Below are 13,878 nucleotides of genomic sequence, written 5' to 3' on the forward strand. Positions count from 1 at the left end.
AGGGCGGAACCGCGGTTCCGCCCTTTTTTTGACCCTGATGCAAGTACCGGGGTCGGACACTCAGGGTCCGACCCCGGCATGCTTCTGGGTTCAGCTTAGAACCACGTCTCCACCTGGAAACCGTAGGACGTGCCGCTGGTATTGTTGTTGTAGATCGGGCCGCCGTTGTTCGACGCGTTGACCGAGGCGGTGGCCGCATCGTTCCATTTGCCGTAGGTGACAAAGGCGCGCAGTTCAGGACGCGACCACAGGCCAGGACCGGCCGAGATCGTCGGCGCGATGGTCAGCTTGGTCAGGCGCTTGGCCGGCAGGCCGCCCGCTTGCGTCACGCGGTCCGTGCCCAGTTCGCCCACCAGCTTGAAGTTGTTGGTGAATGCGTACACAGGGCGCACGCCGACCGAGGTCCAGGTCGAGGAACCGTTGGCGTTCGACTCGTCTTTTTGCCACAGGGCGACGAATTCCATGCCGAAGTTGGCCATGGGCTGGATCGCCATGTCATTGAAGATGCGCGTGCGCTTGACGTCCGAACCGAAATTGGTGTCGCCCGACGCGCCGAACTGCGCGCCCTTGCCCGTGCCGGGACCGACGCCGTACTGCACGCCGAAGGTATTGCCGCCGCCGAAGACTTTGGCTTGACGGTGGAAGGCCGACAGCTGCCAGCCGTTGTGTTTCTTGCCGTATAAGTCGTTGTCCTTGCCTTCGCCGATGATGTAGGTGGCGGCCAGGTCCAGGGTGCCGTTTTCATTGACGGGAATCTCGCCGTAGATGAAGTTCTGGCGCACGGCGGACTTGGTGCTGACGACGCCGGTCGGCGACACGGTGTTGATGTCGTTGTCCTTGAAGAAGGCATACGAGAATTTACCAGGGCCGGCAGGAATGCGGTCCAGACCGGCACCCGTGCCGTTCATATTGATGTATTGCAAGTCCAGCATGTGGATGTCAGGACGGTAGTAGAAACGTTTACCGATCCAGGCCGTGCCGCCGTTCAGGAAATCGAGTCCCTGCGCTTCGACGTAGGCCTTGACGATGCCCAGCTTGTTGTCGCCGAAATCCGAGTTTGGCGCGTAAGCGTTGACCCAGATGGTGGCCAGGTAGTTCACGCCGCCGGAATTGGCGATGGACTTGGTGTAGCCGAATTCCGTGTAGGCGTCGCACTCATTGCCCAGACGGTATTTCATGGTATTGCCGCCCAGGCCGAAGCAGCCTTGCGAACCGCCGTCGCCCGACGTATTGCTGCCGGCGCCAGCGCGCAGGTAGCCGTGGAAGCCTTCGGCATCGGATGGGTACATGGGGTCGGCCATGGCGGAAGCGCTGGCGATGGCCAGCAGCAGGACAGGCAAGGTTTTCAATGCAGTGCGATTCATGCGGTCTCCAGAGGAATGTAGGTGGTAGCGCTGGCGTCCCGCAGGACGGCCACCGCGCACGGTCTAATGCCGAAAACCAAGTCTAGCAGCGCTTTTTTAACCAGCCTGATACAAAACGAACAAGTGACGATACTTTCTTTCAGAGTGTTGTTTTTGCTGCATACCGATACTCTCGCGCATAGTGGACCTGCAAAAGAGTATCGAATTGCGGTTTTGGAGTATCAGAAAGTATCAAAGCCTGGTGCTACATTGTGGTCGTGGTGCTAAGTACCTGAGCATTGCCAACGACAAAAAACACTGGAGACACACAATGAAACGTTCCGCCATTGCCGCGCTGTGCGCCGGCGCCTTTTGCCTCAGCTCGTCCGCTTTTGCCGCCACCGACCTGGTCATCGCCACCGTCAACAACGGCCACATGATCGAAATGCAAAAGCTCAGCAAATTCTTTGAACAAGCCAATCCCGACATCAAGCTCAAGTGGGTGACCCTGGAAGAGGGCGTCTTGCGCCAGCGCATGACGACCGATATCGCCACCAAGGGCGGCCAGTTCGACGTGATGACCATCGGCCTGTATGAAACCCCCATCTGGGGCAAGAAAAACTGGCTGATTCCCATCAAGCCGGATGCCAAATACGATATCGACGACTTGCTGCCGGCCATCCGCGAGGGGCTCTCCGGCGACGGCAAGCTGTATGCATCGCCGTTCTACGGCGAAAGCTCGATGATCATGTACCGCAGCGATCTGGTCAAAAAGGCAGGCGTGACGATCGAGGACCGCCCCACCTGGAACCAGCTGCGCGACGTGGCGGCCAAGCTGCACGATCCGGCCAATGGCGTGTACGGCATCTGCCTGCGCGGCAAGCCGGGCTGGGGCGACAACATGGCCCTGATCACCACCATGGCCAATTCCTATGGCGGCCAGCTGTTCGACATGCAATGGAAGCCGCAATTCACGAGCAAGCCGTGGAAAGACGCCGTCACCATGTATGTGGACCTGATGAAGAAGTACGGCCCACCGGGCGCGGCTGCCAACAGTTTTAATGAAAACCTCGCGCTGTTTAACCAGGGCAAGTGCGGCATCTGGATCGACGCGACGATTGCCGCGTCCTTCATCACGGATCCCAAGCAAAGCAAGGTGGCCGACAAGGTGGCGTTCGCCCAGTCGCCCATCGGCGTGACGGAGCGGGGCGCCAACTGGCTGTGGATCTGGTCGCTGGCCATTCCCTCGAGCTCCAGGCATCCGAATGAGGCGCAGCGCTTCATCAACTGGGCCACGTCGCCCGACTACGTGAAACTGGTGGCCAAGGAAACGAGCTGGGCCAACGTGCCGACCGGCACGCGCAAGTCCACGTATGCGAGCCCCGAATTCCAGAAAGTGGCGAAATTTGCCGCCGCCGAAGGCAAGGCCCTGGCCACCACGCGCGCCGTGCAAAGCACCTTGCCGCCATCGCCATATGTGGGTGTGCAATTCGCCTCGATCCCCGAATTCCAGGTGATCGGCGTGGCGGCCGGCCAGCAGATGGCGGCTGCACTGCTGGGCAAGGTGACGGTGGAGCAGGCGCTGGAATTGTCGCAGCAGACGGCCGAGCGGGAAATGCGCAAGGGCGGGTACTACAAGTAAGCCTGCTGCATAGTTTGCGTACCCCAACGGCATAAATCTGGGGTCGGACCCTGAGGGTCCGACCCCGGTACTTTAGCTTTGCGGGTTATCGGTTCACCTGTCCCAAGAGAATATTATGAAACGCATTATCCCCCGGACTTTGCTGACGCCGGCCGTGGTCGCCGTCTCCGTCATTTCCGTGATCCCGTTATTGATCACCTTGTACTACTCGTTCGTGCGTTATTCGATGCTCGATCCCAGCGGCCATCCTTTCCATGGCCTGGCCAATTTCCATTTTTTCTTTACCGATGCCTCGTTCCTGCCGGCATTGCAGAATACTTTTACCCTGCTGTTTTCCGTCATGCTCGTTACGGTGGTGCTGGGCACGGCGCTGGGCTTGCTGATCAATGAAGCGTTTCCGGGGCGCGCCGTCGTGCGCGTGCTGCTGATTTCGCCGTTTCTCGTCATGCCGGCCGTCAATGCCCTGATGTGGAAAAACATGCTGCTCAACCCGATCTACGGCCTGTTCGCGCAGATCAGCATCTTCTTTGGCGCCACGCCCGTCGACTGGCTGTCGGCTCACCCCTTGTTTTCCATCATCATGATGGTCTCGTGGCAATGGCTGCCGTTTGCCTGCCTGATCTTTATGACGGCCCTGCAATCGATGGACCGCGAGCAGCTGGAAGCGGCCCGCATGGATGGCGCCACGTACGTGCAGCAATTGCGCTACCTCTACATTCCCCACCTGGGCCGCGCCGTCTCGGTGGTGCTGATGATCGAGATGATCTTTTTGCTGTCGATCTTTGCGGAAATCTTTACCACCACGGGCGGCGGTCCCGGCTTCGACACGACCACCATCACCTTCATGATCTATCAGCAGGCACTGCTGTCCTATGACGTGGGAGCGGCCTCGGCCGGCGCCCTGTTCGCCGTGCTCATCGCCAACATCGCCGCCTTCTTCCTGATGCGCGTCATCGGCAAGAATCTGTCGAAATAAGGAGACCTTGATGCATAGCAAACTCAATCTGTATGGCCGCACGGCCGCCGCCTGGCTGTGTGCGCTGCTGCTGTTCTTTCCCATCTTCTGGCTGGGCCTGATGGCCTTCAAGACGGAAGGGCAAGCCATTTCCACGCCGCCATTGCTGTTTTTTACGCCCACCCTCGACAGCTTCCGCGAAGTGCTGGCGCGCGACAATTACTTCGGCTACGCGTGGAATTCGCTGTTTACCAGCGTCGTCTCGACGGCCATCGGCCTGTTGATCGCCATCCCGGCCGCGTATTCGATGGCCTTCTTTCCCACGGGCGGCACCATCGGCTTGCTGAAATTCATGCTCAGCTCGCGCTACATGCCGGGCGTGGGCGCACTGATGCCCATCTATATCTGCTACCAGTACTTCGGCCTGCTCGATACGCGCATCGGCCTGACCATCATGTTCATGCTGATGAATTTGCCCATCATGATCTGGCTGCTGTACACGAGCATGAAGGAGCTGCCGCGCGAAATCCTGGAAGCGTCGCGCATGGATGGCGCCACCGTGTGGGATGAATTCCGTCATGTGGTGCTGCCCCTGTCCGTGGGCGGCATCGCGTCCACGGCCCTCGTGTGCATGGTGTGGTCGTGGAATGAATCGTTCTGGTCGCTGAACCTGGGCGCTTCCAACGCGGGCACCCTGGCCTGGTTGATCGCCTCGTATTCGAGCCCGGAAGGCTTGTTCTGGGCCAAATTGTCGGCCGCGTCGCTGATGGCGATCGCGCCCATCATGGCGCTGGGCTGGTTCTGCCAAAAACAACTGGTCCAGGGTATGACCTTTGGCGCAGTCAAGTAAATGATGCCTCCATAAACCTACTGCGCGGCCCAATTTCGGCTCTCCGTTGCTCACTGTGCATGCGCACAGCCCCGCTACTCAAACCGAACTTGAACCGCTCGCTACGGTTTCTGGAAGCATCGAAAACAAATTAGAAATGAGACTATCATGGCTTACCTTCAACTGAGCAATATCGAGAAATTCTTTGGCGAGCACCGCGCCATCAAGGGCATCGACCTGGAAATCCGGCAGGGCGAATTCGTCGTCTTCGTGGGCCCGTCCGGCTGCGGCAAGTCCACCTTGCTGCGCCTGATCGCGGGCCTGGAGCCGATCGACGGCGGCAAGCTGTCGCTCGACGGGCGCGACATCACGGCCCTGCCATCGTCCAAGCGCGACCTGGCGATGGTGTTCCAGTCGTATGCGCTGTACCCGCACATGACGGTGTTCCAGAACATGTCGTTCGCGCTGAAACTGGCCGGCGTCGATCCGGCCATCATCCGCGAGAAGGTCGACAAGGCCGCCGCCATCCTCGACCTGGGGAAATACCTGGAACGCACGCCGAAGGAGCTGTCGGGCGGCCAGCGCCAGCGCGTGGCCATCGGCCGCGCCATCGTGCGCGACCCGAAGGTGTTCCTGTTCGATGAACCGCTGTCGAACCTCGATGCGGCCCTGCGCGTGCAGACGCGCATCGAGATCGCCAAGCTGCACCGCGAGCTGGGCGCCACCACCATCTATGTCACGCACGACCAGGTCGAGGCGATGACCCTGGCCGACCGCGTGGTGGTGCTGCGCGACGGGCAGATCGAGCAGCATGGCTCGCCATTGGAACTGTATGACCGTCCCGCCAACCGCTTTGTCGCGCAATTCATCGGCACGCCCAGCATGAACGTGGTGCCGGCCGACGCGGCACCGCAGCTGCTGGCGCAGGCGGGCAGCGCGGCGCAGGCCGACGGCTTTGTCGGCATCCGCCCCGAACACGTGCACCTGGGCGCGGCGCAGCCGGGCAGCGTGCCCGTCACCGTCGACCTGGTCGAATCCCTGGGCGTGGAAACCCTCACCTACGTGCGCCTGCCGAACAATGTGCAGGTGGTGTCGCGCGGCGCGGAGCGCAGCAGCCTGCAGCCGGGCCAGCAGACGCACCTGACGTTCGAGCCGGGCTTCGTGCATTATTTCGACCGCGCCGGCGAGACCTATGCGGCCGCGAAAGGAGCGCTGTAATGGAAGCCATCGCATTGAACCAGGCGAACCTGGCGCGCCTGCCCGCCAATGTCGCCGTGCCCGCGTATGCGCGCGGCGCGCTCGTGGCCAGCATCGTGCATATCGGCGTGGGCGGTTTTTTCCGCGCCCACCAGGCCGTGTACCTCGACGATTTGCTGGCCTTGTCCGGCCATGAGCACGCGCAGTGGGGCTATTGCGGCGTGGGCCTGCTGGCGCATGATGCGGCCATGCGCGACGCCATGCAGGCGCAGGATGGCTTGTACACGGTGGTCGAGCGCAGCGCCGCCGGCGATAGCGCGCGCATCATCGGCAGCATTGGCGAGTACCTGTACGCCCCCGACGAGCCGCAGGCCGTGCTGGAAAAGCTGGCCGACCCCGGCACGCGCATCGTCGCGCTCACCATTACCGAGGGCGGCTACTACGTGAACCAGGGCACGGGCGAGTTTGACGCCGGCCATGCCGACATCGTCTACGAACTGGCGCACCCCGAGGCGCCGCGCTGCTCGTTCGGCTACCTGGCCGCCGCCCTGGCCCTGCGCCACCAGCGTGGCCTGGCGCCGTTTACCATCATGTCCTGCGATAACCTGCAAAACAATGGCGACGTGACGCGCAAGATGCTGCTGGCCTTTGTCGCCCTGCGCGACGGGGAGCTGGCGCGCTGGCTGGCCATGCATGGCAGCTTCCCCAACAGCATGGTCGACCGCATCACGCCGGCCACCACGGACGAACACCGGGCACTGGTGCGCGAGCGTTTCGGCATCGTCGACGCCTGGCCCGTCGTGTGCGAACCGTTCCGCCAGTGGGTCATCGAGGATGAATTCCCGCAGGGCCGGCCGGCCTGGGAAAAGGTGGGGGCGCAGATGACGCACGACGTGCTGCCATATGAAAAGATGAAGCTGCGCCTCTTGAATGCCAGCCACCAGGCGCTGTGCTACATTGGCATGCAGCTCGGTTACACGTTTGCGCATGAAGCGATGGGCGATCCCGGCATCCGCCGGCTGGTGCGGCGCATGATGGATGACGAGGTCACGCCGCTGCTCGATACGGTGGAAGGCATCGACCTGGCGCAGTACAAGGACACCTTGATCGAGCGCTTCTCGAATCCGGCCGTGCGCGACCAGCTGGCGCGCATCGGCACGGAGGGTTCCGCGCGCATCCCGAAATTCGTGCTGCCGTCCGTGCGCGAAGCGCTGGCCCAGGGCGGCGCCATCAAGCTGCTGGCCTTCACGGTGGCGTGTTGGTTCCGCTACCTGGAAGGCCATGACGAGCAGGGGCGCGAGATGCCATTGAACGATCCGTATGCGGCGCGCCTGCGCGCGCTGGCGCTGCAGGGCGGCGCGGATGCCGCGGCGCTGCTGTCCTTGCGTGAGCTGTTCGGCGACTTGAGCGACACGCCGGTGTTCACGCAGGCGGTGGGCGAGGCGCTGGCCAGCCTGTACGGGCTGGGCGCGCGCGCGGCGCTGGAACAGCGCGTCGCCTGACGGGGAGGGCGCGCCATGCCACGCAAGGCCGATGCCGCATTGCCGCAGATGGAGCTGGAACAGCAGCGCGACGCCACGCCCGGCTTCGAGCCGAAAGGCAGTTTCGGCTTCATCCGCTACCTGGAGCACGGCTTTCCGAATTCGCTGGTGCGCTGGCACTATCACGACGAGTACGAACTGCACCTGATCGTCGAGACGAGCGGCAAGGTCTTCGTGGGCGACTACATCGGCCAGTTCACGCCCGGCCACCTGGTGCTGACGGGGCCCCGCGTGCCGCACAACTGGGTGTCGCTGGACACGCCGGCTGAAGGCGTGGCCCTGCGCGACATGGTGATCCAGTTTTCGCACCCGCCGCTGGCCTCGATGGCGGCCGTCATCCCGGAATTGAAAGGGATTTTCCCGCTGCTGCAGCGCGCGCTGCACGGCGTGGAATTCTTCGGCGTCAGCGAGCTGTCGCTGCGGCGCTTCCAGCGCATCCGCGACAGCAGCGGCCTGCCGCGCTTCATCGAGTTCCTCACCTTGCTGGGCGAACTGGCGCAGACCAGCGACTACCAGCTGCTGTCGACGGTGCCCATGCAGTCGAGCGACGACGACGTGGCCCTGGCGCGCATCAGCTCGGCCATCAACTTCATCGTGCACAATTACAGCAGCCAGTTTTCGCTGAAACAGCTGGCCGAACAGGTGGACATGCCCGAGCGGACGTTTTCGCGCTTCTTCCGCAGTGCCACGGGCAACAGCTTCACGGATTTCGTCAACCGCCTGCGCATCAACAAGGCGTGCCAGCTGCTGATGGAGACGGAGCGCTATGTCAGCAACATCTGCTACGAGGCGGGATTCAACAACGTGGCCAATTTCAACCGGCGCTTCCTGGAATTGAAGGGCATGACGCCGAAGGAGTTTCGCCAGCAGGCGCTGGGACGTTTTGGCGCATGAGGCTTTTTGAGGTACATTGGATGGCACAGGCGGGGACAGCCTGGGAGAGACGAACATGGAACACCTGTGGCAGAAGGACAGCGAGCGCAAGGCGCCCGAGCTGGAACGCGAAAGCTACGACGGCATCATCAATTACCTGGAACATGGCTATCCCAGCTCGCGCGTGCGCTGGCACTGCCATGAAGAGTACGAGCTGCACCTGATCGTCGCCACCAGCGGGCGATTGTTCGTGGGCGACTATATCGGCGAATTCTCGCCCGGCCACCTGGTGCTGACGGGGCCGCGCCTGCCGCACAACTGGATTTCCAACGTGATGCCGGAAGGGGGCGTGGCCCTGCGCGACATGATCGTGCAGTTCGCCCATGCGCCGCTGGCGGGCGCCGCGCGCGTCATCCCCGAACTGCGCGAGCTGCTGCCGCTGCTGGAGCGTTCCAGCTACGGCGTGGAGTTTTTCGAGATGGGCGCGGAAGCGGAGCAGCACCTGGCGCGCATCCGCGCCACGCATGGCGCCGAGCGCTTCGCCGAATTCGTCCAGCTGATGAGCAAGCTGGCGCGCACGGCCAACTACCGCCTGCTGTCGAGCGCCTCCCTGCGCTCGTACGACGACGATGCCACCCTGGCCAAGGTCAATTCCGTCCTCAACTACATCACGGACAATTACCGCGAGCCGATTTCGGCGGAAATGCTGGCCGAGCAGGTGGGCATGTCGCTGAGCAAGTTCTCGCGCTTCTTCCGCAAGGCCACGGGCAACAGTTTTACGGATTTCATCAGCCGGCTGCGCATCAACAAGGCGTGCCAGCTGCTGATGGATACCGATCACTATGTGTCGAACGTCTGCTATGACGTGGGTTTCCAGAACGTGGCCAACTTCAATCGCCGCTTTTTGCAGGTGAAGGGCGTCACGCCCAAGGAATTCCGGCGCCAGGCGGACGGCCGCTTTGGCGGCATCGGCGGACCCGTGGCGGATGCGCCACAGGCCTAGCCGCTGTCATTGCCTTGTAACTTTGATTAGTTATGCTCCTCGGCTGACTCCACCCACCTTAGCCGAGGAATGCATGAAGATTGCCGTAACGCCCATCCCGAAATTGACCCTGCTGGCCCTGGCCGCCGGCCTGACCCTGGCTGCCTGCGGCGGCAGCGACAATGCGCCGGCGGAGCCTTCCAAGCCCGTGGCGCAGACGGGCGTGTTCCTGGACGGCGCGGTGGAAGGCCTCGATTATGTGGCCGGCAGCGCGGCCAAGGCCAGCACCAATGCCAAGGGCGAATTCATTTGCAACCCCGGCGATACGGTGGCCTTCAGCGTGGGCGGCCTGGCCCTGGGCTCGGCGCCATGCGGCGCCATCGTCACGCCGCTGGCCCTGGCCGCCAGCACGAACGTGGCGGACGACAAGGTCGTCAACCGCCTGCTGGCGCTGCAACTGCTCGATGACGACAGCGATCCGTCGAACGGCATCAGGCTGACGGCCGAAGTGAAGGCGGCGCTGGCCGGCAAGACCCTGGACTTTGCCGGCGCCCCGGCCGTTTTCAACGCGGCACTGGCCGCACACCTGGGCAGCGTGGGCGGCAAGTTCGCCAGCCGTACGGTCGATGCCGAGCGCCGCGCCCTCGTGCGCGAGCATTTCGAAGATACCCTCGCCTCCAAGGCGGGCGCTCCCGTCAACGAGGCGCTGACGCAGGCCAATCCCGTGGGCGAAGTGAAAGTCACGGTGACGCGCTACCAGATCCAGGCGGCCGACAAATACTACGTGCCGTATGAAGGCGCGAATGCCAAGATCAAGGGCGAATTCCCGAACGGCTTTTTGCCGTCGTACGGTTCGGGCCTGGCCTACAAGGGCAAGAACGCGGCCGGCGACCTGGAATTCTACGGCTTGACGGACCGCGGCCCGAACGGCGACGGCCCGCTGGTGCCCGACCCATCGGGCAAGGGCACCATCGGCAGCAAGATCTTCCCGTCACCCAGTTTTACCCCGTCGTTTGGCGTGATCACGGTGGGCAAGAATGGCGCCGTGCTGGCGTCGAGCACGCCGATCAAGGTGTCCGCCACGGTCAACAGCTCGGGCTTGCCCGTGCCCGTGGGCTCGGTGGGCAACTCGGCCGAGATTCCCGTCATGGATGCGATGAAGTTCGATGCAAGCGGCAAGGCCGTCTTCAATGCGGGCGGCCTCGATTCGGAAGCCATCGTCGTCGATGCGAAGCGCAATGCGCTGTGGGTGTCGGACGAATACGGTCCCTTCATCGTCAAGATCGACGCCGCCACGGGCGTTATCCAGGCCAAGTACGAGCCGGGCAAGGGCTTGCCGGCGCTGTTCGCCAAGCGCCGCGCGAACCGCGGCATGGAAGGCATGACCCTGGACGCGAGCAACGACAAGCTGTACGCCTTCCTGCAAAGCCCCCTGTCCGACGGCACGGCCATGTATTCGGTGACGAAGAAGGCCGAGCAGGTCGAGCGCTTCGCCCGCTTCACGCGCTGGATCGAATTCGACCCGACCACGGGCACCAGCGGCAAGATGTATGCGTATCCGCTCAATGCCGCCGACTACCAGGATGGCCGCACGGGCAACGCCAAGCTGGGCGACATGGTGGCGCTGGGCGGCGGCAAGTTCCTCGTCATCGAGCAGGGCGCCGCGCCGTCGGGCAAGGTGTTCAACAAGCTGATGCTGGTCGAATTGAAGGGCGCCACCGATATTGCGGCTGCCGCCTTCAACGCGACGACGTCCGACCTGGAAAAGAGCAGCATGGGCGGCGCGGCCGTCAATGGCGCCGACTGGGCGGCTGTCACGCCGCTGAAGAAAACCCTGCTGCTGGACTTGAACGCCATCGGCTGGGCAGCGGAAAAGGCGGAAGGCCTGACCCTGGTCGACGACTCCACCATCGCGCTGGCCAACGACAATGACTTCGGCCTGAAAACCAAGATCTTTGACGCGAATGGCGTGGAAGTGGCCGACGCCGACGTGACCAAGTGCACTGTCGACGCCAACGGCGCCATCGTCACCAGCAGCGCCGTCGGCTGCACCGCTGGCAACACCATCCGCGTGGCGCGCGGCGACGACCGCGAACGCCCAAGCCGGCTGTGGATCGTGAAGTTCGCCAAGGCGCTCAATACGTATTGATGTAGTTTGATGGACGTAAAAAAGCCGCCCCGCACAAGTAGTGTGCCGGGCGGCTTTTTTTTTTTAACCCTTGACGGCGAAAAACCGGGGTCGGTCGCTTCGCGATCGGAATACGTCCCACTGGGACGTATTCCCCCATCGGGCCTGCCCCCTGATTTTGCTTTTTCGGCTTATTTCTTTGTGTACGTATTCAACCAATCGAGCACCGTGTGATGCCACAGCAGCGAATTGGCCGGTTTCAGCACCCAGTGGTTTTCATCCGGGAAGACCAGCAGCTTGCTCGGGATGCCACGGCGCTGCAGCGCCGTGAAGGTACCCAGGCCTTGCGCGGTGGGGATGCGGAAGTCCAGGTCGCCCTGTACCACCAGCATCGGCGTCTTCCAGTTCTTCACGAAGTTCACGGGATTGAACTGCTCGTACTTGGCTGGCGCGTCGTAGTAGGTGCCGCCGTTTTCCCACTCGGTGAACCACAGTTCTTCCGTCGCGTAAGCCATGCCGCGGTTGTCGAACACGCCGTCGTGGTTGACTAGGCATTTGAAGCCGTCCGGCCAGTTGCCGGCGATCCAGTTCATCATGTAGCCGCCGTACGACGCGCCCAGCGCGCAGCTGCGTTCGCGGTCCAGCCATGGGAACTTCCTGGTGGCCGCTTCCAGGCCTTTTTGCAGGTCGATCAGCGGCTTGCCGCCCCAGTCGCCGCTGATGGCGTCCGTGAACTTCTGGCCATAGCCGGTGGAGCCGTGGAAGTCGATGAAGACGGTGGCGTAGCCGGCGCCCGCATACACTTGCGGATTCCAGCGGTAGCTCCAGCTGTTGCCGAAGCTGCCCTGCGGGCCACCATGCACGAGGAAGGCGATCGGATACTTTTCGCCGGCCTTGGCATTCCATGGCTTCATCACGTGGCCGTAGACGGTTTCGCCATCGGCGCCCGCAAACGAAAACTGTTCATATTCGCCGAAACGCACGTCGGCCAGGGCCGCCGCATTCTGTTTCGTCAGCTGCACCATCGGCGCCGTTTCCGACTTCGCATCAAGCTTGCGCGTGTACAGCTGCGCGCCCGACGACAGGCTGGCTTGCGCCAGCACGATGGTATTGCCGCGCACGTCGAAGCCGCCCACGGCGCCCTTGCCCGTCAGCGCGGCGACCTTGCCGCTGGCCGCGTCGATGTGGAACAGGCGGTGCTGGCCCACGTCATCGGCGGCGACGAGGACGGCCTTGCCGTCCGGCGTCCAGCGGAAGTCGGCCACGGAGCGGTCCCAGTCGTCGGCCACGGTGCGCTTCTTGCCTGTGGCGACATCCATCAAGACCAGGTGGAAGCGGTCCGCCTCGAAGCCAGGCTTGGTCATGGCGACATAGGCGAGGGTGCGGCCATCGGGCGAGTAGGTGGCTTTGGCATCCCAGGCCGGATTGTCGGCCGTGAGATTGCGCGGCGCCTGGCCGCCGATAGCCGGAATCGTGTAGACGTCGAAGTTGGTCGACCACGATTCCGTGCGGCCGGCCACGCGCACGGAGAAGGCCACGGTCTTGCCGTCCGGGCTGAAGTTGTATTCGCTGTTGTCGCCGAACGGCTTCGACGGCGCGTCGCCATCGAGGGTGCCGCTCAGGCTGACGGGTGCGGCGCTGACCTTGCCGGTGGCGTCGATGGGCGCCGAGTACAGCGCGTTGCGGCGGCCGTCGGCCCAGGTATCCCAGTGGCGCACGAACATCTGGTCGTAGACCATGCCGCTGGCCTTGTTCTTGGCCTTTTCATCGAGGCGTTTTTTCGTGCAGGCGAGGTCCGCGCAATCGAGGAAGACGCCCATGCTGAAGGCCAGGCGGTCGCCCTGCGGCGACAGACGGTAGGTGTCCACGTCCAGCGCCAGGTCGGTGACCTTGGCCGCTTCGCCGCCGTTCAGGGGCAGCTGCCACACTTGCGAGGAGCCGGAACGGCCGGACAGGAAGTAGATGGCGTCGCCGTTCGGCGACCATTGCGGGTCGCTGGCGCTGGCTTCGCCGCGCGTGAGCTGGCGCGGCGCCGCGTTGGGCGCGCGCAGGTCGATCATCCACAGCTGCGTGTTGCCGCGGTTCTTGTCCAGGTTGGTGGTGCGCACCGTGTAGACGACGCGCGTGGCGTCCGGCGACAGCACGGGGCTGCCCACCCGTTCCATGGCAACCATGTCTTCCACGGTGAAGCCGCGCGGCGCGGCCAGCGCAGGCAAGGCGGCGGTGGTGGCCATGGCGGCACCGAATGCTCCCAAGAGCAGCAGACGTAAACTCATTCAAACTCCCGATTTTTATGACGACGTTGTCGATATGGTATTGACGTGGCCGGCTGTACCGCCGGCAGCCCGACATCATAGCAATAAAGAGCCGCCAGCATGGGGAGTTGAC

10 protein-coding genes are annotated in these 13,878 nt (G+C 63.1%); 8 read left to right on the forward strand and 2 right to left on the reverse strand.

Annotation, left to right across the window (positions count from 1 at the left end; all coding sequences use genetic code 11):
* Nucleotides 1-95: 95 nt before the first annotated feature.
* The gene (locus tag GCN75_RS11075; RefSeq protein WP_152282574.1) at nucleotides 96-1,364 is read right to left on the reverse strand and encodes a maltoporin; all 1,269 of its coding nucleotides are present in this window, start codon (nucleotides 1,362-1,364) and stop codon (nucleotides 96-98) included.
* A 310-nt stretch (nucleotides 1,365-1,674) separates the two neighbouring features.
* Here GCN75_RS11075 and GCN75_RS11080 point away from each other — a divergent pair, with 310 nt between their 5' ends.
* From GCN75_RS11080 to GCN75_RS11115, 8 genes are all read left to right on the forward strand, one after another.
* Entirely contained in the window at nucleotides 1,675-2,985 is a 1,311-nt protein-coding gene (locus GCN75_RS11080; protein WP_152282575.1) for an ABC transporter substrate-binding protein, read from the forward strand.
* 115 nt (nucleotides 2,986-3,100) lie between these two features.
* Nucleotides 3,101-3,961 carry a carbohydrate ABC transporter permease gene (locus tag GCN75_RS11085; RefSeq protein ID WP_152282576.1) on the forward strand — a complete coding sequence of 287 codons (861 nt, stop codon included), beginning with the start codon at nucleotides 3,101-3,103 and terminating at the stop codon, nucleotides 3,959-3,961.
* A 10-nt stretch (nucleotides 3,962-3,971) separates the two neighbouring features.
* A complete protein-coding gene (locus GCN75_RS11090) occupies nucleotides 3,972-4,790 on the forward strand; it encodes a carbohydrate ABC transporter permease (RefSeq protein WP_070219870.1) in 819 nt (272 codons plus the stop codon).
* A 147-nt stretch (nucleotides 4,791-4,937) separates the two neighbouring features.
* Nucleotides 4,938-5,987: an ABC transporter ATP-binding protein gene (locus GCN75_RS11095; RefSeq protein WP_152282577.1), complete on the forward strand. Its 1,050-nt coding sequence runs from the start codon at nucleotides 4,938-4,940 to the stop codon at nucleotides 5,985-5,987.
* Nucleotides 5,987-7,468, forward strand: coding sequence for a mannitol dehydrogenase family protein (locus tag GCN75_RS11100; protein WP_193317462.1), 1,482 nt, complete (start codon nucleotides 5,987-5,989; stop codon nucleotides 7,466-7,468). The genes GCN75_RS11095 and GCN75_RS11100 overlap by 1 nt, the downstream gene beginning before the upstream one ends.
* Before the next feature lie 15 nt (nucleotides 7,469-7,483).
* Complete coding sequence (locus GCN75_RS11105; protein WP_152257202.1) at nucleotides 7,484-8,401, forward strand: helix-turn-helix domain-containing protein; 918 nt, start codon at nucleotides 7,484-7,486, stop codon at nucleotides 8,399-8,401.
* A 55-nt stretch (nucleotides 8,402-8,456) separates the two neighbouring features.
* Complete coding sequence (locus tag GCN75_RS11110) at nucleotides 8,457-9,383, forward strand: helix-turn-helix domain-containing protein (protein ID WP_152282578.1); 927 nt, start codon at nucleotides 8,457-8,459, stop codon at nucleotides 9,381-9,383.
* A gap of 73 nt (nucleotides 9,384-9,456) precedes the next feature.
* Nucleotides 9,457-11,511 (forward strand): esterase-like activity of phytase family protein, encoded by a 2,055-nt coding sequence (locus GCN75_RS11115; protein ID WP_152282579.1) that lies wholly within the window; start codon nucleotides 9,457-9,459, stop codon nucleotides 11,509-11,511.
* 170 nt (nucleotides 11,512-11,681) lie between these two features.
* On the opposite strand, the gene GCN75_RS11120 is transcribed toward GCN75_RS11115, so the two are convergent.
* Entirely contained in the window at nucleotides 11,682-13,766 is a 2,085-nt protein-coding gene (locus GCN75_RS11120) for a S9 family peptidase (protein WP_152282580.1), read from the reverse strand.
* Nucleotides 13,767-13,878 lie beyond the last annotated feature (112 nt).

The sequence above is a fragment of the Janthinobacterium violaceinigrum genome (genome assembly GCF_009208555.1).
GTDB lineage: Bacteria > Pseudomonadota > Gammaproteobacteria > Burkholderiales > Burkholderiaceae_D > Janthinobacterium > Janthinobacterium violaceinigrum.

What these genes read in the sequence shown, in the direction of transcription:
- GCN75_RS11075 (WP_152282574.1), bottom strand. Translation starts at nt 1,364, where the DNA reads ATGAATCGCACTGCATTGAAAACCTTGCCTGTCCTGCTGCTGGCCATC.
- GCN75_RS11080 (WP_152282575.1), top strand. Translation starts at nt 1,675, where the DNA reads ATGAAACGTTCCGCCATTGCCGCGCTGTGCGCCGGCGCCTTTTGCCTC.
- GCN75_RS11085 (WP_152282576.1), top strand. Translation starts at nt 3,101, where the DNA reads ATGAAACGCATTATCCCCCGGACTTTGCTGACGCCGGCCGTGGTCGCC.
- GCN75_RS11090 (WP_070219870.1), top strand. Translation starts at nt 3,972, where the DNA reads ATGCATAGCAAACTCAATCTGTATGGCCGCACGGCCGCCGCCTGGCTG.
- GCN75_RS11095 (WP_152282577.1), top strand. Translation starts at nt 4,938, where the DNA reads ATGGCTTACCTTCAACTGAGCAATATCGAGAAATTCTTTGGCGAGCAC.
- GCN75_RS11100 (WP_193317462.1), top strand. Translation starts at nt 5,987, where the DNA reads ATGGAAGCCATCGCATTGAACCAGGCGAACCTGGCGCGCCTGCCCGCC.
- GCN75_RS11105 (WP_152257202.1), top strand. Translation starts at nt 7,484, where the DNA reads ATGCCACGCAAGGCCGATGCCGCATTGCCGCAGATGGAGCTGGAACAG.
- GCN75_RS11110 (WP_152282578.1), top strand. Translation starts at nt 8,457, where the DNA reads ATGGAACACCTGTGGCAGAAGGACAGCGAGCGCAAGGCGCCCGAGCTG.
- GCN75_RS11115 (WP_152282579.1), top strand. Translation starts at nt 9,457, where the DNA reads ATGAAGATTGCCGTAACGCCCATCCCGAAATTGACCCTGCTGGCCCTG.
- GCN75_RS11120 (WP_152282580.1), bottom strand. Translation starts at nt 13,766, where the DNA reads ATGAGTTTACGTCTGCTGCTCTTGGGAGCATTCGGTGCCGCCATGGCC.